This is a genomic window from Streptomyces sp. NPDC020362, from assembly GCF_040642095.1.
Lineage (GTDB): Bacteria > Actinomycetota > Actinomycetes > Streptomycetales > Streptomycetaceae > Streptomyces.
Window position 1 is genome coordinate 1 of record NZ_JBFAET010000080.1, and the last position, 23,330, is coordinate 23,330.

Annotated in this window: 18 protein-coding genes; 12 read left to right on the top strand and 6 right to left on the bottom strand. The window is 70.9% G+C overall.

Features of this window, described 5'->3' with window-relative positions:
• The first annotated feature begins 191 nt into the window (after positions 1 to 191).
• Positions 192 to 578, top strand: a complete 387-nt coding sequence (locus AB0H32_RS25805) for a hypothetical protein (protein WP_361124758.1) — start codon at positions 192 to 194, stop codon at positions 576 to 578.
• A gap of 63 nt (positions 579 to 641) precedes the next feature.
• Here the strand turns inward: AB0H32_RS25805 and ileS are convergent, their stop codons facing one another.
• The gene (ileS, locus tag AB0H32_RS25810) at positions 642 to 3,794 is read right to left on the bottom strand and encodes an isoleucine--tRNA ligase (RefSeq protein WP_361124760.1); all 3,153 of its coding nucleotides are present in this window, start codon (positions 3,792 to 3,794) and stop codon (positions 642 to 644) included.
• Between the two features lie 606 nt (positions 3,795 to 4,400).
• On the opposite strand from ileS, the gene AB0H32_RS25815 reads away from it, so the two are divergent.
• The 6 genes from AB0H32_RS25815 to AB0H32_RS25840 all read left to right on the top strand — a co-directional run bounded on the left by AB0H32_RS25815 (position 4,401) and on the right by AB0H32_RS25840 (position 10,279).
• Positions 4,401 to 5,621 (top strand): TraR/DksA C4-type zinc finger protein, encoded by a 1,221-nt coding sequence (locus tag AB0H32_RS25815; RefSeq protein ID WP_361124762.1) that lies wholly within the window; start codon positions 4,401 to 4,403, stop codon positions 5,619 to 5,621.
• A 67-nt stretch (positions 5,622 to 5,688) separates the two neighbouring features.
• Positions 5,689 to 6,321, top strand: a complete 633-nt coding sequence (gene lspA, locus AB0H32_RS25820) for a signal peptidase II (protein ID WP_361124764.1) — start codon at positions 5,689 to 5,691, stop codon at positions 6,319 to 6,321.
• 52 nt (positions 6,322 to 6,373) lie between these two features.
• Entirely contained in the window at positions 6,374 to 7,318 is a 945-nt protein-coding gene (locus tag AB0H32_RS25825; protein ID WP_361124766.1) for an RluA family pseudouridine synthase, read from the top strand.
• Positions 7,315 to 7,782, top strand: a complete 468-nt coding sequence (locus AB0H32_RS25830) for a GNAT family N-acetyltransferase (protein WP_361124767.1) — start codon at positions 7,315 to 7,317, stop codon at positions 7,780 to 7,782. The genes AB0H32_RS25825 and AB0H32_RS25830 overlap by 4 nt, the downstream gene beginning before the upstream one ends.
• A 285-nt stretch (positions 7,783 to 8,067) precedes the next feature.
• Positions 8,068 to 9,654, top strand: a complete 1,587-nt coding sequence (locus tag AB0H32_RS25835) for a Na+/H+ antiporter (RefSeq protein ID WP_361124769.1) — start codon at positions 8,068 to 8,070, stop codon at positions 9,652 to 9,654.
• Positions 9,655 to 9,709: 55 nt separating this feature from the next.
• Positions 9,710 to 10,279 carry a dienelactone hydrolase family protein gene (locus tag AB0H32_RS25840; protein WP_361124771.1) on the top strand — a complete coding sequence of 190 codons (570 nt, stop codon included), beginning with the start codon at positions 9,710 to 9,712 and terminating at the stop codon, positions 10,277 to 10,279.
• Between the two features lie 7 nt (positions 10,280 to 10,286).
• On the opposite strand, the gene AB0H32_RS25845 is transcribed toward AB0H32_RS25840, so the two are convergent.
• From AB0H32_RS25845 to AB0H32_RS25860, 4 genes are all read right to left on the bottom strand, one after another.
• On the bottom strand, positions 10,287 to 11,957 hold the full coding sequence (locus tag AB0H32_RS25845) for an alkaline phosphatase D family protein (protein WP_361124772.1): 1,671 nt from the start codon (positions 11,955 to 11,957) through the stop codon (positions 10,287 to 10,289).
• Between the two features lie 105 nt (positions 11,958 to 12,062).
• The gene (locus tag AB0H32_RS25850) at positions 12,063 to 12,884 is read right to left on the bottom strand and encodes a thioredoxin domain-containing protein (RefSeq protein ID WP_361124773.1); all 822 of its coding nucleotides are present in this window, start codon (positions 12,882 to 12,884) and stop codon (positions 12,063 to 12,065) included.
• 66 nt (positions 12,885 to 12,950) lie between these two features.
• Positions 12,951 to 13,634, bottom strand: coding sequence for a hypothetical protein (locus tag AB0H32_RS25855; protein WP_361124775.1), 684 nt, complete (start codon positions 13,632 to 13,634; stop codon positions 12,951 to 12,953).
• Between the two features lie 68 nt (positions 13,635 to 13,702).
• Entirely contained in the window at positions 13,703 to 15,028 is a 1,326-nt protein-coding gene (locus tag AB0H32_RS25860; RefSeq protein WP_361124777.1) for a DUF2252 domain-containing protein, read from the bottom strand.
• A gap of 248 nt (positions 15,029 to 15,276) precedes the next feature.
• Here AB0H32_RS25860 and dnaE point away from each other — a divergent pair, with 248 nt between their 5' ends.
• Entirely contained in the window at positions 15,277 to 18,816 is a 3,540-nt protein-coding gene (gene dnaE / locus AB0H32_RS25865) for a DNA polymerase III subunit alpha (protein ID WP_361124779.1), read from the top strand.
• Positions 18,817 to 18,887: 71 nt separating this feature from the next.
• On the opposite strand, the gene AB0H32_RS25870 is transcribed toward dnaE, so the two are convergent.
• Positions 18,888 to 19,064, bottom strand: a complete 177-nt coding sequence (locus AB0H32_RS25870) for a hypothetical protein (RefSeq protein WP_361124780.1) — start codon at positions 19,062 to 19,064, stop codon at positions 18,888 to 18,890.
• Between the two features lie 225 nt (positions 19,065 to 19,289).
• Here AB0H32_RS25870 and AB0H32_RS25875 point away from each other — a divergent pair, with 225 nt between their 5' ends.
• From AB0H32_RS25875 to AB0H32_RS25890, 4 genes are all read left to right on the top strand, one after another.
• The gene (locus AB0H32_RS25875; RefSeq protein ID WP_361124782.1) at positions 19,290 to 20,510 is read left to right on the top strand and encodes an NYN domain-containing protein; all 1,221 of its coding nucleotides are present in this window, start codon (positions 19,290 to 19,292) and stop codon (positions 20,508 to 20,510) included.
• A gap of 176 nt (positions 20,511 to 20,686) precedes the next feature.
• Positions 20,687 to 21,700: an ABC transporter ATP-binding protein gene (locus AB0H32_RS25880; protein WP_361124784.1), complete on the top strand. Its 1,014-nt coding sequence runs from the start codon at positions 20,687 to 20,689 to the stop codon at positions 21,698 to 21,700.
• Positions 21,701 to 21,776: 76 nt separating this feature from the next.
• On the top strand, positions 21,777 to 22,598 hold the full coding sequence (locus tag AB0H32_RS25885; RefSeq protein ID WP_361124786.1) for an ABC transporter permease: 822 nt from the start codon (positions 21,777 to 21,779) through the stop codon (positions 22,596 to 22,598).
• 34 nt (positions 22,599 to 22,632) lie between these two features.
• Positions 22,633 to 23,280: an AAA family ATPase gene (locus AB0H32_RS25890; RefSeq protein WP_361124787.1), complete on the top strand. Its 648-nt coding sequence runs from the start codon at positions 22,633 to 22,635 to the stop codon at positions 23,278 to 23,280.
• Positions 23,281 to 23,330 lie beyond the last annotated feature (50 nt).

Below are 23,330 nucleotides of genomic sequence, written 5' to 3' on the forward strand. Positions count from 1 at the left end.
TTCGGGCGGCGTACAATATTACTACAAGGGGTCGGGCTGCGTCAACCGGGGGGGGGCCCCGGACTTCGGTCCGGGGCCCCGCCCTTTTTACGCGTGTTGACGGCGGTGTCGACCGGGTGCCGCAGCGTGACCGCCGTGGACGAGCAGACGGTCTCCCGGGGCGGACGGGCGGGCGCGGAGGCGATCCGGCAGTGGGAGGCCTGGGCGGCCGAGGCGGTGCGCTGCTGGCGGCGGCGGGCCTTCCGGTCCGGGCCCCGGGACCGGACTCGGCCGAGCCCGCGGGAGCCGTGGTGGAGGTCGATCCGGGAGTGGTCACGGGCGGGGTCTTCATCAGCTGGGACCCGGCCCCCGCGCTGCGGACGGCCGCCTCGCGGTGCAGGGCCGAGCGACGGTACCTCGACCCCGTGTGCGGTTTCGAGGCGGCGGCCCGCGACGCGATGACCGAGGCGATCCGCGCCGTCCTCACCGCGGGCGGTTTCGTCCTCGGCGGGCATCCGAACGATTCCGAGATCGGCATGCTGTACGTGAACCGGCCTCCGGATCGTCGGCTGCCGCTCCCGCCGGCCGTGGGCACGTAGGGCTCCCCGGAAGCCGGGAAGGGCCCGGCCCCCCGAGGGGAGCCGGGCCCTTCCCAGGCACTGCTACGCCTTGCGCAGCCGGAACGTCAGCGACAGGCCCTCGTCCGTGAACGGCTCGCCGTACGTCTCGTCGGCCTCGCCCTGGCCGAAGTCGGTCGACAGGACCTCTTCGGCGATCAGTGCGGCGTGCTCGGTCAGGGCCGCGACGACCGCCGGGTCCGTGGAGGTCCAGCGCAGCGCGATCCGGTCGGCGACGTCCAGGCCGCTGTTCTTGCGGGCCTCCTGGATCAGCCGGATCGCGTCGCGGGCCAGGCCCGCCTGGCGCAGCTCCTCGGTGATCTCCAGGTCCAGCGCGACCGTGGCACCGGAGTCCGAGGCCACCGACCAGCCCTCGCGCGGGGTCTCGGTGATGATCACCTCGTCCGGGGCGAGGGCGACCGTCTCGCCGTCGACCTCCACGGACGCCGTGCCCTCACGCAGGGCGAGGGACAGCGCGGCCGCGTCGGCGTTCGCGATGGCCTTCGCCACGTCCTGCACCCGCTTGCCGAACCGCTTGCCCAGGGCGCGGAAGTTGGCCTTCGCGGTGGTGTCCACCAGCGAGCCGCCGACCTCGGCGAGGGACGCCAGGGACGTGACGTTCAGCTCCTCGGTGATCTGCGCGTGCAGCTCGGTGTCGAGGGAGTCGAAACCGGTGGCCGCGATCAGCGCGCGGGACAGCGGCTGACGTGTCTTGACGCCCGACTCCGCGCGCGTGGCACGGCCCAGCTCCACCAGCCGGCGGACCAGGACCATCTGCTTCGACAGGTCCGGGTCGATGGCGCCGAGGTCCGCCTCGGGCCACGAGGCCAGGTGGACCGACTCCGGGGCGCCCGGGGTCACCGGCACGACCAGGTCCTGCCACACCCGCTCGGTGACGAACGGGGTGATCGGGGCCAGCAGCTTCGTGACCGTCTCCAGCACCTCGTGCAGCGTGCGCAGCGCGGCCTTGTCGCCCTGCCAGAAGCGGCGGCGCGAGCGGCGGACGTACCAGTTCGACAGGTCGTCGACGAACGCGGACAGCAGCTTGCCGGCGCGCTGGGTGTCGTACGCCTCCAGCGCCTGTGTCACCTGGTCGGTGAGCGCGTGCAGCTCGGACAGCAGCCAGCGGTCCAGCAGCGGGCGGTCGGCCGGGGCCGGGTCGGCCGCGGACGGCGCCCAGTTCGACGTACGGGCGTACAACGCCTGGAAGGCCACCGTGTTCCAGTACGTGAGGAGTGTCTTGCGCACGACCTCCTGGATGGTGCCGTGGCCGACCCGCCGGGCCGCCCACGGGGAGCCGCCCGCCGCCATGAACCAGCGCACCGCGTCCGCGCCGTGCCGGTCCATGAGCGGGATCGGGTCCAGGGTGTTGCCCAGGTGCTTGGACATCTTGCGGCCGTCCTCGGCGAGGATGTGGCCGAGGCAGACGACGTTCTCGTACGACGACTTGTCGAAGACGAGGGTGCCGACGGCCATCAGCGTGTAGAACCACCCGCGCGTCTGGTCGATCGCCTCGGAGATGAACTGGGCCGGGTACCGGCTCTCGAACAGCTCCTTGCTCTTGTGCGGGTAACCCCACTGCGCGAACGGCATCGAGCCCGAGTCGTACCAGGCGTCGATGACCTCCGGCACGCGCGTGGCCGTCCTGCCGCAGCCGTCGTGACGGCAGGCGAAGGTGACCTCGTCGATGTACGGGCGGTGCGGGTCCAGGCCCGACTGGTCGGTGCCGGTCAGCTCGGACAGCTCCGCGCGGGAGCCGACGCAGGTGAGGTGGTCGTCCTCGCAGCGCCAGATCGGCAGCGGGGTGCCCCAGTAGCGGTTGCGGGACAGCGCCCAGTCGATGTTGTTGTTCAGCCAGTCGCCGAAGCGGCCGTGCTTGACGGTCTCCGGGAACCAGTTGGTCTTCTCGTTCTCCTGGATCAGGCGGTCCTTGATCGCCGTGGTGCGGATGTACCAGGAGGGCTGCGCGTAGTAGAGCAGCGCGGTGTGGCAGCGCCAGCAGTGCGGGTAGCTGTGCTCGTACGGGATGTGCTTGAAGAGCAGACCGCGCTGCTGGAGGTCCTCGGTGAGCTTTTCGTCCGCCTTCTTGAAGAAGACGCCACCGACCAGCGGGACGTTCTCCTCGAAGGTGCCGTCCGGGCGGACCGGGTTGACCACGGGAAGGCCGTACGCGCGGCAGACCCTGAGGTCGTCCTCGCCGAAGGCGGGGGACTGGTGGACCAGACCCGTACCGTCCTCGGTGGTGACGTAGTCGGCGTTCACCACGTAGTGCGCCGGTTCCGGGAACTCGACCAGCTCGAACGGACGTTGATAGGTCCAGCGTTCCATCTCGGCGCCGGTGAAGCTCTCGCCGGTCCTCTCCCAGCCCTCGCCGAGCGCCTTGGCGACGAGCGGCTCGGCGACGACGAGCTTCTCGGGGTTCTCCGAGCCCTTCGTCACGACGACGTAGGTGACCTCGGGGTGCGCGGCGACCGCCGTGTTGGACACCAGGGTCCAGGGGGTCGTCGTCCACACCAGGAGCGCGGCCCGGCCGGCCAGCGGACCGGAGGTGAGCGGGAAACGGACGTACACGGACGGGTCCACGACCGTCTCGTAGCCCTGGGCCAGCTCGTGGTCGGACAGGCCGGTGCCGCAGCGCGGGCACCAGGGGGCGACGCGGTGGTCCTGGACCAGCAGGCCCTTGGAGAAGATCTCCTTCAGCGACCACCAGACCGACTCCACGTACTCGGGGTCCATGGTCCGGTAGGCGTCGTCCAGGTCGACCCAGTAGCCCATCCGGGTCGTCAGCTCGGCGAAGGCGTCGGTGTGCCGGGTCACCGACGCGCGGCACTTCGCGTTGAACTCCGCGATGCCGTACGCCTCGATGTCCTGCTTGCCGGAGAAGCCCAGCTCCTTCTCGACCGCCAGCTCCACCGGGAGTCCGTGGCAGTCCCAGCCGGCCTTGCGGGCCACGTGGTAGCCGCGCATGGTGCGGAAGCGCGGGAAGACGTCCTTGAAGACGCGCGCCTCGATGTGGTGGGCGCCGGGCATGCCGTTCGCGGTGGGCGGGCCCTCGTAGAACACCCACTCCGGGCGACCCTCGGACTGCTCCAGGCTCTTGGCGAAGATCTTCTGGTCGCGCCAGAAGTCGAGCACGGCGTGCTCAAGCGCGGGCAGGTCGACCTGGGCGGGCACCTGGCGGTACGTCGGCGCTGTCATCTGCGAGCATCCTCCAACGGACTTTCTGCCTTCCGTCGGAGGGACGAGAGCCTTCATTCCTGTCTACGCCGTGTGCGGCGCGCTCCCGCGGTACCACCCTCCTTGGCTCTCCGCCGCGCCGTACGCGCCGGTGAGCCCCCTCATTGGGGTCGCGAAGCCGGCTCTACTCGCCGTGGCAGGTCCTCCACGGCTTTCTTCCGGCGGCTCCGGGGTGATCTTCACGTCGCGCCGGCCCCCGGGCTCACACCGTCCCCGGGTCGCTCTGGGCTGCGTACGTCGCTACTCGTCCCCATCCACGCTTTTCGCTCCGCCCAGTGTACGGCTCCGCGCGGACACCGGCCGACCGTATTTCTCCGGTGCTCGGCCGACCCGCGCGGACAGGGGCCGGGTGACCCGAATGGCGAGGGGGCGGGTGCCGGCATTCGCGGGCGCCCGGCCCGGCGGATTACCCGGCGGGGAGCTGGGCACAACGCATGCAGGTCTCCTGCGCGGGGGGCGTGGGGCGGGCGAATCGGGCGGCGTGCCCCGTTGCCGCGGGACTCAAGTCGATTTATCGTCCCAGCACGATTCGCGCGCAAGATCACAATATGTGAAGGGGCCGCGGCCATGGTGGCGAAGAAGACCGCCGTACAGCAGCCGGCGACCGGTCGCACCGGGGGCGCGGCCGTCTCCGGCGGGACGGCTGCCTCCGATGGCGAGGCCAGGAGAGTCGGCGGCAGGAAGAACGCGCATGCCGCCGTGAAGAAGAACGCGCACGCTGCCGTGAAGAAGGTGACGGCCATGAACGAGGTGGTCGCGGGGGAGGAGGGCGGACGGAGCAGGGGTACCGCGGCTCAGGCCGGGAAGAAAGCAGCAGCCAGGAAGCCTGCGGCCGAGAAGCCCGCAGCCGCGACGCATGCGGGCAAGAAGCCGGCGGCCGAGAAGCCTGCGGGCAAGAAGCCGGCGGCCGAGAAGCCTGCGGGCAAGAAGCCTGCGGCCGAGACGTCCGCGGCCGAGAAGGCACCGGCCGTGAAGGCATCTGTCGGGAAAGCGGCCGCCGGGGACGCGGGCGCCACGAGAGCGCCGGCCTCGAAGGCTGCTGCGAAGAAGACGGCCGGCAGGAAGGCTGCTGCGAAGGAGACGGCAGACAAGGAAGCCGCTGCGAAGGAGAGGGCAGGCAGGAAGGCTGCTGCGAAGGAGACGGGTGCGAAGAAGGCGGCCGCCGGGAAGACAGCCGTGAAGGCGGCGGAGGGCGGGAGGAAGGCCGGCGCGAAGAAGACGGCCGCCGGGGACGTCTCCACGGGGGCGGCCGAGAAGAGCACGGCCAAGAAAGCGGGCGCGGCGCGGGCCGCGAAGCAGACGGGAGCCACGACGGTGGTTGCGAAGAAAACTCCTGGCACGGCCACGGCGGAGACCGCCGTTCCCAAGGCACGGATCGCCGCGGTGGAGCCCGGCGAGCTCGCGGTGCGCCCCGGTGAGGACCCCTGGACCCCGGAAGAGGTCGCCGAGGCCCGCGCGGAGCTGACGGCCGAGGCACTGCGGCTGAGGACCGAGATCAGCTCCTCCGAGGAGTCCCTGGTGGGCCTGATGCGGGACTCCGGGGACGGCGCCGGCGACGACCAGGCCGACACCGGGGCCAAGAACATCACGCGCGAGCACGAGATGGCGCTCGCGGCCAACGCGCGCGAGATGCTGATCCAGACCGAGCGCGCCCTGGAGCGGCTCGACGCGGGCACCTACGGCCTGTGCGAGAACTGCGGCAATCCCATCGGCAAGGCCCGCATGCAGGCGTTCCCGAGGGCCACCCTGTGCGTGGAGTGCAAGCAGAAGCAGGAACGCCGCTCCTGAGCACGAGGGTCCGTCCGGGCGTGCCGTACTCTCGTCCTCAGTCAGGCATCTAGGTTGAGGGACTCACGTGGCAGAGGCGGAGCGCATCATCGGTACGCCGGACACCCCGGACGACAACGGCGAGCGGACGGCGGCCGCAGCGCCCGCCGGGGCCAGCCCGTCCGACGGGTCCGACGCCGCCGCGCACGAGGGGTCGGCGCAGCAGCGGACCGGCCGCGGCCGTCGGATCGCCGTACTGTTCGCGGTGGCCGCGTTCGCCTACGCCCTCGACCTGATCAGCAAGATGCTCGTGGTCGCCAGGCTGGAGCACCACGAGCCGATCCAGGTGATCGGGGACCTGCTGGAGCTGCACGCGATCCGCAACCCGGGCGCGGCCTTCGGCTTCGGCGCCGCCTTCACGATCATCTTCACGCTGATCGCGGCCGCCGTGATCGTCGTGATCATCCGCCTCGCCCGCAAGCTCTACAGCTTTCCCTGGGCGGTCGCGCTCGGCCTGCTGCTCGGCGGCGCGCTCGGCAACCTCACCGACCGGATCTTCCGGGCGCCCGGGGTCTTCGAGGGCGAGGTCGTGGACTTCATCGCGCCCAAGGGCTTCGCGGTTTTCAACCTGGCCGACTCGGCGATCGTGTGCGGCGGCATCCTGATCGTGCTGCTGTCCTTCCGTGGCCTGGACCCGGACGGCACCGTCCACAAGGACTGAGGCCGCGGGAGTCTCGTACGAGGCTGTCGGACCCGTCCGGCATACTCGACGGGTGAGCACGATTCCCGAGATCCGTACCCTGCCCGTGCCCGACGGCCTGGAGGGCGAGCGCGTCGACGCCGCCATCTCCCGGATGTTCGGCTTCTCCCGTACGAAGGCGGCCGAGCTGGCCGCGGCAGGCAAGGTGCAGGTCGACGGCGCGGTGGTCGGCAAGTCCGAGCGGGTGCGCGGCGGGGCCTGGCTGGAGGTCGAGATGCCGGGGGCGCCCGCGCCCGTGCAGGTCGTCGCGGAGCCGGTCGAGGGCATGGAGATCGTGCACGACGACGATGACGTGGTCGTCATCGTCAAGCCGGTCGGTGTGGCGGCGCACCCCTCGCCGGGCTGGTCGGGGCCGACCGTCATCGGCGGTCTCGCCGCGGCCGGGTACCGGATCTCCACCTCCGGCGCCGCCGAGCGCCAGGGCATCGTGCACCGCCTCGACGTCGGCACCTCGGGCCTGATGGTGGTCGCCAAGTCCGAGTACGCCTACACGTCGCTCAAGCGCCAGTTCAAGGAGCGCACGGTCGACAAGCGCTACCACACCCTCGTCCAGGGCCACCCGGACCCCACGAGCGGCACGATCGACGCCCCGATCGGCCGGCACCCGAACCACGACTACAAGTGGGCGGTCACGGCCGACGGCAAGCCGTCCGTGACCCACTACGACCTCATCGAGGCGTTCCGCGCGGCCTCCCTGCTCGATGTGAAGCTGGAGACCGGCCGCACCCACCAGATCCGCGTCCACATGTCCGCCCACCGCCACCCCTGCGTCGGCGATCTGACCTACGGCGCCGACCCGACCCTCGCCAAGCGGCTGCGCCTGACCCGGCAGTGGCTGCACGCCGTACGGCTGGGCTTCGAGCACCCCGGGGACGGGCAGTGGGTGGAGTTCGGGTGCGAGTACCCGGAGGACCTGCAGGACGCCCTCGACCAGGTGCGCGAGGAGACGTACGCGTGAGCGTGCCGTACACCGTCCGGACCGCCGCGGACCCCGCCGACCGTGAGGCCTGCTTCGCGGTGCGCAAGGAGGTCTTCGTCGTCGAACAGGGCGTCCCGCAGGAGATCGAGTACGACGCGTACGACGCCGTCGCCGTGCATGTGCTGGCGGTCCGCGAGGACGGTCTGCCGCTCGGTACCGGACGGCTGCTGCACGGGGAGGCGGCCGCGGCCAAGACCGGCGCGGACGCCCTCGTGGGCTCCCTGGGGCGGCTCGCCGTGACCCGTGCGGCGCGCGGGCTGGGCGTCGGCGTGGCCCTGGTGCGGGCCATCGAGGGCGCGGCACGCGCGCAGGGCCTGACGGCGGTGGACCTGCACGCGCAGACCCGGGCCATGGGCTTCTACGAACGGCTCGGCTACGAGGCGTACGGCCCGGAGTTCCCGGACGCCGGCATACCGCACCGGGCGATGCGGCGCGCGCTGTAGCCGAGGGCGCCGACCGGCCGGCGGGCACGGGCGCACGCGGGCCGGCACTCCGGTGGCGTGAGGACGGCAGGGTGTGTGGTCCGGTGGCGTGAGGACGGCCGGTCGGTGGTCCCGCGGTTCGGGACGGCCGGTCGGTGCTGCGGCGGTGCGAGGACGGCCGGGGCGGTGGTCCCGCGGGGCAGGATCGGCCGGTCGGTGGTCCGGCTGCGCTGGAACGGCCGGTCGGCGGGGGCCGTGTCAGGCTGGAGGCCTGCCATGTGATCGTCGACTCCCGGAGCGCTGGCCGTGGATCAGTTGGCCCTGCTGTTCGTGCTGCTGCTCGGGGCCCTGGTGAGCGTCCCGGTGGGGGACAGGTTGGGGCTGCCGGCGCCGGTGCTGATGACGTTGTTCGGCGGAGTCCTGGCCGTGGCCGACTTCGTGCCCGACGTGGACATCCCGCCCGAGCTGATCCTGCCCGCGCTGCTGCCGCCGCTGCTCTACGCCGCGGTGCGGCGGACGTCCTGGCGGCAGTTCGCGGCGAACAAGCGGCCGATCTTCCTGCTGGCCGTCGCCCTGGTGTTCGTGACGACGCTGTGCGTGGCCGCCGTCGCCCACACCATCGTGCCCGGGCTGCCGGTCGCCGCGGCCGTGGCGCTGGGCGCCCTGATCGCCCCGCCGGACCCGGTCGCGGCGACCGCCGTCGCCGGGCAGCTCGGACTGCCGCGCCGGCTGGTGTCGATCCTGGAGGGCGAGGGGCTCTTCAACGACGTCACAGCCATCGTGCTGTACCACGTCGCGATCGCCGCGGCCGTCAGCGGAGAGTTCTCGGCCTGGAAGGCCGGTCTGGACCTGGTCCTGTCCGCCGTGGTCGCGGTCGTGGTCGGGCTGGTGCTCGGCTGGGGCGCGAACAAGCTGATGGACCTGCTCGGCGACGCGACCCTGCAGATCGGGATGACCCTGCTGGTGCCGTACGCCTCCTACGTGCTCGCGGAGGAGCTGCACGGCTCCGGGGTGCTCGCCGTGCTCACCACGGCCCTGTTCCTCGCCGAGTACGCCATCGACGCCGACGCCGTGATGACCCGGCTGGCCGGGTACGCCTTCTGGGACATCATCGACACGCTCGTCACCGGCGTCGCCTTCGGGCTGATCGGCCTCGAACTGCACAACGCGATCCGGACGGCGGCAGGGCGCTGGGGCGAGCTGCTCGGCTGGGCGGCGGCCGTCGTCGGGGTCGTGGTGGTCGTCCGGCTGCTGTGGCTGATGCCGGCGACCTGGCTGACCAAGCGGCTGCACGCCCGGCGGGACTACGACGAGGACATCCCGATGAGCTGGCGGGAGACCGTGGTGATGTGGTGGTCCGGGATGCGCGGGGTGGCGTCGGTGGCGCTGGCGCTCGCGATCCCGCTGAAGACCGACGACGGGTCCCCCTTTCCCGACCGGGACGAGCTGGTGTTCATCGCCTTCGGGGTGATCGTGGCCACGCTGGTGCTGCAGGGGCTGACCCTGCCCTGGCTGGTCAAGCGGCTCGGGGTGCAGGCCGACTCCGAACGGGAGAAGGAGTTCGAGAAGGAGCTGGCCGTGCGGGCGGCGAAGGCGGCCAAGCGCAGACTGCGGGAGATCGAGCAGGTGGAGGAGCTGCCGGAGGAGCTGTCCGAGCAGATGCTGCGGCGGGCCTTCGACATCGGGATCCGGATCAGCCCGGACATGGGGGAGGAAGAACGGCGCGAGGCGCAGCACCAGCGGGCCAAGCGGCTGAAGAGGGTACGGCGGATCCAGGGGGAGATGCTGAGCGCGGCGCGGCACGAGGTGCTGGCGGCGCGCAGTGAGCCGGGGGCGGATCCGGAGATCGTGGACCGGGTGCTGAGACACCTCGACGCACGCAGCCTGCTCTGAGCCCCGCCGTCGCCGGCTTTCCGTGGGTGCGGCGTGAGCTGGCACCATGGGCCCCATGAACATCATGCTCTTTCACTCGACCTACGGGCTGCGGCCCGCGGTGCGCGAGGCCGCGGACCGGCTGCGCGCGGCGGGCCACGAGGTGTGGACGCCGGACCTCTTCGAGGGGCGCACCTTCGACACGGTCGAGGAGGGCATGGAGTACAAGGAGGAGATCGGCAAGGACGAGTTGCTGAAGCGGGCCGTGCTCGCGGCGGCGCCGTACTCGGGGCGGGGGCTCGTGTACGCGGGGTTCTCGCTCGGCGCCTCCGTCGCGCAGACGCTGGCCCTCGGCGACGAGAAGGCGCGCGGCCTGCTCCTGCTGCACGGCACCTCGGACATCGCGCCGGGCGCGCAGGCGGACGAGCTGCCGGTGCAGCTGCACGTGGCCGAGCCGGACCCGTTCGAGACGGACGACTGGCTGACCGCCTGGTACCTGCAGATGGGCAGGGCGGGCGCGGACGTGGAGATCTACCGGTACGCCGGGGCGGGTCACCTCTACACGGACCCCGGGCTGCCGGACTACGACGAGGAGGCCGCCGAGGCCACCTGGCGGGTGGCGCTCGGCTTCCTCGGCAGTCTGTAGCGCTTGGTCAGACCGGGTCGTAGGTGCGCTCGACCTTCTGCGTGCCGCTGCGGGTGCAGTACGAACGCTCCCAGCTGGAGGTCGCGTTCGGGTCCGTGCGGTCGGACAGGACGTAGTAGTCCATCTGCGCACGGTCGGCGGTGATGTCCAGGACGCCGTAGCCGTGGCGGTCGGTGTCCACCCAGTGGACGTGCCGGTTGGCGGCCCGGATGACCGGCGAGGCGACGGCGGAGACGGTGCCCTCGGGGACCTTCACGATGTCGTCGAGGTTGTCGGAGGTCACCGAGGTCACCACGAACTCGGCGGCCGCCGAGGCCGACAGCGGGTAGGTGCCCGCGTCCACCGGCACGTCGTTGGCCCACGCCATGTGGATGTCACCGGTCAGGAAGACGGTGTTGCCGATGGCGTTGGAGCGCAGGTGGTCCAGCAGCTCGCGGCGGTCGTCGGTGTAGCCGTCCCACTGGTCGGTGTTGAGGCCGATGCCGTCCTGGGGCAGCCCCAGCAGCTTGGCGAGCGGCTTGAACAGGTCGGCGGTGAGGGAGCCGATGACGAACGGCGAGATCATCACCGAGTTGCCCACCAGCCGCCACTTGGTGTCGGAGGCCTTCAGTCCGGCCTTCAGCCAGTCGAGCTGGGCGCGGCCGGTGATCGTCCGGTTCGGGTCGTCCACGGAACCGCTGGCCGCGGAGGCCTGCTGGGAGCGGAACGAGCGCAGGTCCAGCAGGGACAGGTCGGCGAGCTTGCCGAAGCGCAGCCGGCGGTAGGTGGTGCCGGCTATCGCGGGACGGACCGGCATCCACTCGAAGTAGGCCTGCTTGGCGGCGGCCTGACGCGCCGTCCAGGTGCCCTCGGCGCCCTCGGTGTGGTTGACCGCGCCGCCCGACCAGGAGTTGTCGGCGAACTCGTGGTCGTCCCAGATCGCGATGACCGGCGCCTTCAGGTGCAGCGCCTGCAGGTCGGGGTCGGTCTTGGTCTTCGCGTGCCGGATCCGGTAGTCGGTGAGGGTGATGATCTCGTTCGCCGGGGCGTGCGGGCGCACGACCTTGCCCCGGGTCCCGTACTCACCGGACTTGTACTCGTAGATGTAGTCGCCCAGGTGCAGCCAGGCGTCCAGGTCGGTGCGGGCCGCGAGGTGGCGGTAGGCGGAGAAGTAGCCGGCCTCCCAGTTGGCGCAGGAGACCACGCCGAAGCGCAGGCCGGACACGGCGGCGTCCGCCGCCGGCGCGGTGCGGGTGCGAGCCACCGGGGAGTCGGTTCCGCCGGCCGAGAAGCGGAACCAGTAGTCGGTGGCCGGTTCCAGGCCGCGGACGTCGGCCTTCACGGTGTGGTCCGAGGCGGCCGTCGCGGTCGTGGAACCCTTGGCGACGATGCTTTTGAGTGCCTTGTCCTTGGCGACGACCCAGCTCACCTGGGTGTCGGGGCCGAGGCCGGAACCCGGTACCGCCTCCGCGGTGGGGGTCACCCGGGTCCACAGCAGGATGCCGTCGGGCAGCGGGTCGCCGGAGGCGACGCCGTGCAGGAAGGCGGGGGCGTCCGTGGCGGCGCGAGCCGGAAGCGCCGCGGCCAGCGGGCCGGCCAGGACAGCAGTCGCCGCCGCGGCCTTGACGACCGTACGGCGGCGGGGCGAGAGGGACTTGAGGCCCTCGGAGGCCGAAAATGATCTGTATCGACTGGTCACGGCCGATCAGGTTACTGAGCAGTTTTACTGATTGGTATGCGTAAGAGCGGGCGAACTTCGAAAGTTCGCCCGCTCTTCACGCGATGATCAGTTTCCGGCCGGTGATCAGCCCTTGAGGGCCTCGTCCACGACCTTGTTGAAGTCGGCCGGCGACATGGGCGGGTTGCCCTGGCTGCCGACGGTGAGCTTCTTGCCGTCCATGACGAAGCTCGGGGTGCCCCTCACACCGTCCTTGGCGGCGTCGTCGAAGGTCTTCGACATGGCCATCGCCCAGGCGTCGTAGGTGCCCTTCTTGACCGCGTCCTGGAACTTCGTGTTGTTCTTCAGCGTGGGCACGGTGTCGGCGACCTTGATGAGGTAGGAGTCGTCCTTGAACGCGTCGGTGTTCTCATCGGGGTGGAACTTCGCCGAGTAGAGCGCGCTCTTGTACTCCAGGAACGCCTCGGGGCTGACGTTGAGCGCGGCGCCCAGGGCGCTCAGCGCGTTCTTGGAGCCCACGCCGTTGTCGTGGTTGTCGATGAACGTGGCACCGATGAACTGGATCTTGAACTTGCCGTCGTCGAGGTCCTTCTTCACGGTCGTGCCCACGCTCTGCTCGAACTGGGAGCAGACCGGGCAGCGCGGGTCCTCGTAGACCTTGAGGGTCTTCTTGGCCGTGTCCTTGCCCATGACGACGGTGGTGCCCTTGTCGCCCGTGCTGTTGGCCGGGGCGACGACCTTGGCGTCCTTCAGGCCCTCCCAGTAGCTGGGCTTGTTGGCCTGGACGACGGCGTAGCCGATGCCGCCCGCCGCGGCCAGCACGGCCACGACCGACGCGGCCACGATGACCTGGCGCCTGGCCTTGTCGCGCTTGGCCTGCCGCTCGCGCTCCGCGCGCAGCCGCTCCCGGGCCGCCGTCTTCGACGCCTGGTTGTTTCGCTTGCTCATGTTGGTGATCTCCATGTGGGACGCGCACACGTCGTACGCGGGATACGTGTGAGGGACTGGTTGTGCTCAGGCGAATGCCGATGAGCACGGTGGTCCCCGCCGTCCCAGGGAGTGCACGAGGAGCAGATCGCGGGCGGCGGCCGGCCGGGGGGCCGGACGCGGCAGGCGGCGCGCCGGTGCCGGCCGTACGGTGCCGGCGGCGACCGCCACCAGCAGCGGCCGGAAGCCGGTGGCGGCGACCGCGCGCAGCAGCTCGGTCAGGGCCCGCTCGCCCCGGCGCAGCCAGGCGGCGGCCAGCAGGCCCACGCCGACGTGAGCGGCGAGCAGCAGCCAGGCCGCTGCCGGGCCGGCGTGTGCGAGCAGCGCGTAGGGGCGGTCGTGGGCGCCGGTCACCTGGACCAGCGGGGTGCCCACGGCACCCCCCTGGCACAGCACGTCGAACCCGAACGCGTGCAGGGGGCCTGCGACCGGGCCGCCCGCCCTGCCGTAGCAGGTGTGCTGTCCGGTGGTGAACACCGTGTCCGCGGCCAGCTCCAGCGGGATCAGCAGGGCCGCGATCCGGCCGAAGCCGCGCTCGCGGCCCGCCAGCGCGTACGCGGTGGCGAAGACACCGCCTGCGACCGCGGTCACGGTGGCAGGCGGCAGCGGGATCCGGGACAGCAGGACGTGCGACGCGGTGCTGAGCGTCACGACGAAGGCCGTGAACAGCGCCGCGCGCAGGGCTCTGAGCCGGGTCCCGGATATGTCCATAGCGAGAGAAGAGTCTGACACGTGGGCGAGTAAGGGACCCCTAAAGGGTGCCTGTGAGTGCGCGAAGGTTACAGCCCCGGAATCCGGCCGTTGCGGAACAGGTCGACGAAGATCTGGTGGTCGGTGCGCGCGCGTGCGCCGTAGCTGTGCGCGAAGTCCGCCAGCAGGGGCGCGAAGCTCTCCTCGTCGGCCGCGAGCGCCGCGTCGATGGCCCGCTCGGTGGAGAACGGCACCAGGGACTCGCCGGAGGTGTCGTCCGCCGCCGCGTGCATCGTGGCCGTGGCCCGGCCGAGGTCCGCGACGACGGCCGCGATCTCCTCCGGGTCGTCGATGTCGCTCCAGTCCAGGTCGACCGCGTACGGCGAGACCTCGGCGACCAGCTGGCCCGCGCCGTCCAGCTCCGTCCAGCCCAGCCACGGGTCGGCGTGCGCCTGCAGGGCGCGCTGGGAGATCACCGTGCGGTGACCCTCGTGCTGGAAGTACTCCGCGATCGCCGGGTCCGTGACGTGCCGGGAGACGGCCGGGGTCTGGGCCTGCTTGATGTAGATCACGACGTCGTTCTCCAGGGCGTCGCTGTGGCCCTCCAGGAGGATGTTGTACGACGGCAGGCCGGCCGAGCCGATGCCGATGCCACGGCGGCCCACGACGTCCTTCACCCGGTACGAGTCCGGGCGGGCCAGGGAGGAGTCCGGAAGGGTCTCCAGGTAGCCGTCGAAGGCGGCCAGCACCTTGTAGCGGGTGGCCGCGTCCAGCTCGATGGAGCCGCCGCCCGGCGCGAAGCGGCGCTCGAAGTCACGGATCTCGGTCATCGAGTCGAGCAGCTCGAAGCGGGTCAGCGAGCGGGCGTCACGCAGCGCGTCCAGGAGGGGACCCTGCGCGGTGTCCAGTGTGAACGGCGGCACCTCGTCGCTCTTGGCGCCCGTGGCCAGCGCGTGGATGCGCTCGCGGTAGGCGGCCGCGTAGACCGTCACCAGCTCGGTGATCTGCTCGTCGCCGAGCGCCTTGGCGTACCCGATGAGCGCGATGGAGGCGGCGAACCGCTTGAGGTCCCAGGTGAAGGGCCCGACGTAGGCCTCGTCGAAGTCGTTGACGTTGAAGACCAGGCGCCCGTTGGAGTCCATGTAGGTGCCGAAGTTCTCCGCGTGCAGGTCGCCGTGGATCCACACGCGCGAGGTGCGGTCGTCCAGGTAGGGGCCGCCGCGCTTCTCGGCGTCCAGGTCGTGGTAGAAGAGGGCCGCCGTGCCCCGGTAGAACGCGAAGGCCGAGGCCGCCATCTTCCGGAACTTCACCCGGAACGCGGCCGGGTCGGCGGCCAGGAGCCGGCCGAAGGCGGTGTCGAATACGGCGAGGATCTCCTCGCCGCGCTGCTCCTCGTTGAGCTGGGGGACCGACATCGCGGGGTGCCTCCTGGTGCAGGACGGGTGGTGCATGAACGTGCGGGAAGAGCTACGGCAGGACCTTCGCCGTCTCCAACGGGCGACGCCACGCGGGAGTGCCCGGTTCCCGCACGAAGGTACGTCCGGATCGCCCGTGGGTGTCAGTGGCGGGGCATAGGATTCGACGTTGTCCCCCAGACCGTCCGCAGTCGGTCCACAGCCGGTCGGAAGACCGTAGACGCCCGTTTCCTTTGGAGGCCGAAACCGTGTCGAAGCCGCCGTTCACGCACCTGCACGTCCACACCCAGTACTCGCTGCTGGACGGTGCCGCGCGGCTCAAGGACATGTTCAACGCCTGCAATGAGATGGGCATGACGCACATCGCGATGTCCGACCACGGCAACCTCCACGGGGCGTATGACTTCTTCCACACTGCGAAGAAGGCCGGAATCACCCCGATCATCGGGATCGAGGCATATGTCGCCCCCGAGTCGCGGCGCAACAAGCGCAAGATCCAGTGGGGCCAGCCGCACCAGAAGCGGGACGACGTCTCCGGTTCGGGTGGTTACACCCACAAGACGATGTGGGCCGTGAACAAGACCGGTCTGCACAACATCTTCCGGCTCTCCTCGGACGCGTACGCCGAGGGCTGGCTGCAGAAGTGGCCCCGGATGGACAAGGAGACGATCTCCCAGTGGTCCGAGGGGATCGTCGCCTCCACCGGCTGCCCCTCCGGCGAGCTCCAGACCCGGCTCCGGCTCGGCCAGTACGACGAGGCCCTCAAGGCGGCCGCCGACTACCAGGACATCTTCGGCAAGGACCGCTACTTCCTGGAGCTGATGGACCACGGCATCGAGATCGAGCACCGGGTCCGCGACGGCCTCCTGGAGATCGGCAAGAAGCTCGGTATCCCGCCGCTGGTCACCAACGACTCGCACTACACGTACGCGCACGAGGCCGGGGCCCACGACGCCCTGCTGTGCATCCAGACCGGCAAGAACCTCTCCGACCCGGACCGCTTCAAGTTCGACGGCACCGGCTACTACCTGAAGTCCACGGACGAGATGTACGCCATCGACTCCTCGGACGCCTGGCAGGAGGGCTGCGCCAACACGCTCCTCGTCGCCGAGATGGTCGACACCACCGGCATGTTCGAGGCCAAGAACCTCATGCCGAAGTTCGACATCCCCGACGGGTACACCGAGGTGACCTGGTTCAAGGAGGAGGTCCGCCGCGGGATGGAGCGCCGCTTCCCGGGCGGCATCCCCGACGACCGCCAGAAGCAGGCCGAGTACGAGATGGACGTCATCATCCAGATGGGGTTCCCGGGCTACTTCCTCGTCGTCGCCGACTTCATCATGTGGGCCAAGAACAACGGCATCGCGGTCGGCCCCGGCCGAGGCTCCGCGGCCGGCTCGATCGTCGCCTACGCCATGGGCATCACCGACCTCGACCCGATCCCGCACGGCCTGATCTTCGAGCGCTTCCTCAACCCGGAGCGCGTCTCCATGCCCGACGTCGACATCGACTTCGACGAGCGCCGGCGCGTCGAGGTCATCAGGTACGTGACGGAGAAGTACGGCGCCGACAAGGTCGCCATGATCGGCACGTACGGCAAGATCAAGGCCAAGAACGCGATCAAGGACTCCGCGCGCGTGCTGGGCTACCCGTACGCCATGGGCGACCGGCTCACCAAGGCGATGCCCGCCGACGTCCTCGGCAAGGGCATCGACCTGAACGGCATCACCGACCCCTCGCACCCGCGCTACGGCGAGGCGGGCGAGATCCGCGGGATGTACGAGAACGAGCCGGACGTGAAGAAGGTCATCGACACCGCCAAGGGCGTCGAGGGCCTGGTCCGGCAGATGGGTGTGCACGCGGCCGGCGTGATCATGTCCAGCGAGACCATCACCGAGCACGTCCCCGTGTGGGTGCGGCACACCGACGGCGTGACCATCACGCAGTGGGACTACCCGAGCTGTGAGTCGCTCGGCCTGCTGAAGATGGACTTCCTGGGCCTGCGCAACCTCACGATCATGGACGACGCCGTCAAGATGGTGAAGTCCAACAAGGGGGTCGACATCGACCTCCTGGGCCTCCCGCTCGACGACCCGACGACCTTCGAACTGCTCCAGCGCGGCGACACCCTCGGCGTCTTCCAGTTCGACGGCGGCCCCATGCGCTCGCTGCTGCGTCTGATGAAGCCCGACAACTTCGAAGACATCTCCGCCGTGTCGGCGCTCTACCGGCCGGGCCCGATGGGCATGGACTCGCACACCAACTACGCGCTGCGCAAGAACAAGCTCCAGGAGATCACCCCGATCCACAAGGAGCTGGAGAAGCCCCTCGAAGAGGTCCTGGCCGTCACCTACGGCCTGATCGTCTACCAGGAGCAGGTGCAGAAGGCCGCCCAGATCATCGCGGGCTACTCGCTCGGTGAGGCCGACATCCTCCGCCGCGTGATGGGCAAGAAGAAGCCCGAGGAACTGGCGAAGAACTTCGTCCTCTTCCAGGAGGGCGCACGGAAGAAGGATTACAGCGACGAGGCGATCCAGGCCCTGTGGGACGTGCTGGTCCCCTTCGCCGGCTACGCCTTCAACAAGGCCCACTCGGCCGCGTACGGCCTGGTCTCGTACTGGACCGCCTATCTGAAGGCGAACTACCCCGCCGAGTACATGGCCGCGCTCCTGACCTCCGTCAAGGACGACAAGGACAAGTCGGCGATCTACCTCAACGAGTGCCGCCGCATGGGCATCAAGGTGCTCCCGCCGAACGTCAACGAGTCGGTGCACAACTTCGCCGCCCAGGGCGACGACGTGATCCTCTTCGGCCTGGAAGCCGTGCGCAACGTCGGCACCAACGTGGTGGAGTCGATCATCAAGAGCCGCAAGGCGAAGGGCAAGTACGCCTCCTTCCCCGACTATCTCGACAAGGTCGAGGCGGTCGCGTGCAACAAGCGCACCACGGAATCGCTGATCAAGGCCGGCGCCTTCGACACCATGGGCCACACCCGCAAGGGGCTCACGGCCCAGTACGAGCCGATGATCGACAACGTGGTCGCGGTCAAGCGCAAGGAGGCCGAGGGGCAGTTCGACCTCTTCGGCGGCATGGGCGAGGAGGAGAGCAGCGAGCCCGGCTTCGGACTCGACGTGCAGTTCACCGAGGACGAGTGGGACAAGACCTATCTGCTCGCCCAGGAGCGGGAGATGCTCGGTCTGTACGTCTCCGACCACCCGCTCTTCGGCCTGGAGCACGTATTGTCCGACAAGGCCGACGCCGGCATCTCCCAGCTCACCGGGGGCGAGCACGCGGACGGCGCGGTCGTCACCATCGGCGGCATCATCTCGGGCCTGCAGCGCAAGATGACCAAGCAGGGCAACGCCTGGGCGATCGCCACGGTCGAGGACCTCGCCGGCTCCATCGAGTGCATGTTCTTCCCGGCCACCTACCAGCTGGTGTCCACCCAACTGGTCGAGGACGCCGTGGTGTTCGTCAAGGGCCGCCTCGACAAGCGCGAGGACGTGCCCCGGCTGGTGGCGATGGAACTCCAGGTCCCGGACCTGTCGAACGCGGGCACCAACGCGCCGGTGATCCTCACCATCCCGGCCACCAGGGTCACTCCGCCCATGGTCAGCCGCCTCGGCGAGATCCTCAGCCACCACAAGGGCGACAGCGAGGTCCGGATCAAGCTCCAGGGCCCGCGCAAGACCACCGTGCTGCGACTGGACCGGCACCGGGTCAAGCCCGACCCGGCCCTCTTCGGAGACTTGAAGGTGCTGCTCGGCCCGTCCTGCCTGGCGGGCTGAGCCGATGACGCGGGAAGGGGCGCACCCTGTGGGGGTGCGCCCCTTCCGTGTGCCTGGGCTTCAACTGCCCTTTAGTTGTGGCCGAAGCGCTTCTGCTGCTTACGGGCAACATCCGAGGGGCTGCCCGGGACGTGCATCGAAGACTCGTGGGCCTCCGTGGACGACCGCTGCGCGTGCTCCTGAGCCTGCTCGGCCTGGGACGCGCGGCTCTGCGGGCCACCCTGCTTGCGGTTCTTGTTCTTGGCCATGGTGATCTGCCTCCTGTGGGGGATCTAGGGGCCAGGGCCGGGACCAGATTCACATAAGCTGACATCAGGCGCATGTCGGATAATTACCGTGTGTGACAGGGTGGGTGGGCGAGGGAACGGCGCAAACGCCACGCCGAAGATCGAGTTCGGGCCGTTAACCCCCGCGCGGTCGGGCAGACTCGAAGAAAGTCCGAAGCAAAGCCTCCCGGGAAGAGGGTGAGTCGCGTGGACCGCTGCATCGTCCTGGTGGACGCCGGGTATCTGCTGGGTGCCGCCGCCAGCCTCCTCGCCGGTGAGCCCTCGCGGTCCCGGATCACCGTCGACCATGCCGCGCTGATCCAGGCCCTGCGCGAACGTGCCGAGTCGGAGACCGAACGCCCCCTGCTCCGCATCTACTGGTTCGACGGCGCCCCCGACCGCGTACCCCAGCCGGAGCACCGGCGACTGCGTGTGATGCCCCGGGTCACCGTCCGGCTCGGCGCTCTCACGCGCAGTGACGGTCGCTGGGCGCAGAAGGGCGTCGACGCCGCCATGCACGCCGAGCTGACCGAGCTGGCCCGCAACCGCGCCTGCTCCGATGTCGTCCTGGTCACCGGAGACGGCGATCTGCTGCCCGGCATGATGGCCGCCAAGGAGCACGGCGTCGCCGTCCACCTGTGGGCCGTGCAGGCCGCCGACGGGGACTACAACCAGTCCGAGGACCTGGTCGCCGAGGCCGACGAGCGGCGCGTGCTCGACCGGGCCTGGATCACCCAGGCGGTCCGCGCCAGGGAGCTGACCGGCGTCTGCGCGCCGCCGCCCGCGCCCCGCCCCGAGATCGCGGCGATCCTCTCCGCGCCGTTGCCCGAGTCCGCCCTCGCCGCGGCCGCCGAGCGGCCCGCCGACGAGGGCGCCCATCAGCCGGCCGCTGCCGCGTCGGAGAACGGCGCCCAGGAGCGGGTGCCCAACCCCAAGGGCGTACCCACCCCCAAGGACCTCGCCGCTCTGCGCGCACCCGGCGCGCAGGCCGTGCAGCACCCGACGACCGCGACCCTGAGGTGGTCGTCCGACAAGGGCTGGGTGGACCGCCCGGGCGCGGTCTCCGAGCCGCCCGAGGTCGCCTCCATGCCGACCCTGGCCCAGCTGACCACCGCCGAGCAGCGGTGGGCCGACCGGGAGGAGGACATCACCACCGTGGGCGGGGACCCCTACGAGGTGGGGCAGGTCTTCGCCCGGCGGTGGATGTCCCGGCTCGGCGACCAGAGCCATCTGCAGCGGCTGTCCTCGATGTATCCGCGCATCCCGCACCGCATCGACGGCGAGCTGCTGCGGTACGCCGCCCGCTTCGGACTGCTGGCGCACAAGGACGACCAGATCGACGATCACGACCGCTACGCCATCCGGGCGGGCTTCTGGCGAGAGTTCGACGTGCCGGCGGCGGCGGAGCACGCCCCCGCCGGGGAATGAGCGCGTGAGGGGGAGCCGGGTGCGGTGAGCCCGGCACGGCCGGTCCGCACGCTCGTGGCCGAGCCCCGCCGCGGCGGACGTCCTCGTGCGGCGATGCCGGGATCGTCTGCGGTTCCGCCCTTCCGGGGCGGCCCCAAGGACGAGTAAAGGGCTCGGACCCCGTAGTCTCGTCCCTTGTGAGTACGCGCGCGGGACAGGCACTTCGGCATGACGAGGTCGTACGCGTGCGCGGGCTCAGCAAGACCTACCCGCCCGTCAAGGGACGGCGCGGGACGCCGGGCACCCCCGAGGTGCGGGCCACCGACGGCGTGACCCTGGACGTGCGGCGCGGGGAGATCTTCGGGCTGCTCGGGCCGAACGGCGCCGGCAAGTCCACTCTCGTACGGCAGCTCACCGGGCTGCTGCGCCCCGACGCCGGCAGCGTCGAGATCCTCGGCCACGACATCGTGCGCCACCCCGAGCGTGCTGCCCGGATCCTCGCCTACCTCGGCCAGGAGTCCTCCGCCCTGGACGAACTGACCGTCGCGCTCGCCGCCGAGACCACCGGACGCCTGCGCGGCCTGGACGTACGGCGGGCGCGGGCCGAGCGGGACGCCGTGCTCGAGGAACTCGCCCTGACCCCGATCGCCGGGCGGCCGCTGAAGAAGCTGTCCGGGGGCCAGCGGCGGCTCGCCTGCCTCGCCGCCGCCCTCGTCGGGGCACGCCCGCTGCTCGTGCTGGACGAGCCGACCACCGGCATGGACCCGGTGGCCCGGCGCGCGGTGTGGGCGGCCGTGGACCGGCGGCGGGCCGAGCACGGTACGACCGTGCTGCTGGTCACCCACAACGTCATCGAGGCCGAGACCGTCCTGGACCGGGTGGCCGTCCTGGACGAGGGCCGGGTCATCGCCTGCGACACCCCGGCCGGCCTCAAGGAACAGGTCTCCGGCGAGGTGCGCGTCGAGCTGGTGTGGCGGGAGTCCGCGCCGCTGGACGTGCCCGAGGTCGCCGTGCTGCGCGAGCGGGCCGTGGCGTCCGGGCGGCGGTGGACGCTCCGGCTCGCGCCCGAGGAGGCCCGGGCCGCCGTCGCCACGGTGACCGGCGGGACCGCCTTCGCCGCCCTGGACGACTTCACCCTCGCCACGCCCAGCCTGGAGGACGTCTACCTGGCGCTGGGCGGCGCGGCACGGCAGGGGCTGGTGAAGGCGTGAGCGCACGACTCGTCGTATCCGTATGGTCCCGGTGGGACGGTGGCGTGGCTGCCGTAGGGAAGAGGAGCAGGTCGTCGTGAGTGTCGTACCCGCCGAGGTGCTGCAGGGCGATGCCCGGGCCGTGCCGCAGGCGGCCCGGGGCGCGGCCGAACTCGGGCCGCCCGCACGGCTGTGGCCGTCGCTGGCGGCCGTCTACCGGGCACAGCTGTCCCGGGCCCGGGTGGCCCGCATCCCGCTGCTGTTCGTGGCGACCTTCCAGTCCGTCGGTATCGCCGTGATGATGCGCGGAGTCGTCGACAACGGCGGCGAGGCGCAGTCCGTGGTGGCCGGGTCGTCGGTGCTGGTCGTCGCCTACGTCGCGCTGAACCTGCTGTCGCAGTACTTCGGGCAGCTGCGGGCCAGCGGCGGACTCGACCACTACGCCACGCTGCCGGTGCCGCCGGCGGCGGTCGTGCTGGGCGCGGCGGGGGCGTACGCCTCGTTCACCGTGCCGGGGACCTTGGTGACCGCCGTCTTCGGGTGCGTGCTGTTCGGGCTGCCGCTGTCCAACCTGTGGATCCTGGTGGCCGTGATCCCGCTGGCCGGAGCCGCGCTGTCCGGGCTGGGCGCGGCCTGCGGGCTGCTCGCCCCCCGGCCCGAGCTGGCCACGCTGCTCGGGCAGCTGGGCATGTCGGCGGCGCTGCTGCTGGGCGTGCTGCCGGCCGACCGGATGCCGGAGATCGTGCGGCTGGCCCGTGACCTGCTGCCGTCGACCTACGGCGTGGAGGCCTACGCGCGGACGTTCGGGGCACACCCCGACTGGGCCGCCGTCCTCGCTGACCTGGGGGTGTGCGCGGCCGTCGGCGTCGTCTCGCTCGCCGTGGCGACCTGGGCCTACCGCAGGGCGGCCGTCCGGTGACGCGGCGCACAGCGCGACCTGGCACGATGTCAGGGTGACCGCACCGCTGACGCCGCCTCCGCCGCCGCACGACGACTCCCCGCACCAGGTCTGGCAGGCTCCGCCTGCCGGGGCACCGGTCGCGGGCTGGTACGAACAGGACGGCCCTGGGATGAAGACCGAAGTGCGGGAGGCCGCCGTGACCACGGTGGCGTTGGCGCTGGGCGGAGTGCTGCTCGGGCTGCTGTGGAGCTGGCTGGCGCCGCATGTGCCGCTGGTGGGGGACGTGGTCGACCGGAGCTGGGTCGTCTACCTCAAGGACACCGAGGGGGAGCAGGCGATCGGGGCGGACGGCACGTTCACCCTGCTGGGGCTGGGCTTCGGGCTGGTCAGTGCGGTGGTGGTCTTCCTGCTGCGGCGGCCTGGAGGCGTGCCGCTGGTCGTTGCACTCGGCCTGGGCGGGCTGCTCGGGTCGTTGCTGGCGTGGCGGGTGGGCATGTGGCTGGGTCCCGAGTCCGATGTGCTGGCGCATGCGAAGGCCGTGGGCAAGGGCGTCGTCTTCTCGGCGCCGTTGAAGCTGGGGGCGAAGGGCGCGTTGCTGGCCTGGCCGCTTGCCGCGATGCTGGTGCACCTCGGGCTCACCGCGCTGTTCGGTCCCCGGGACCCCGAGTTTCCCCCCTACCCGCCCGAATCCGCCGGCTGACCGGCGCTCGCCCCCGGCCCTTGTTCTCCACCCGCCCACCCGTCTCGGTC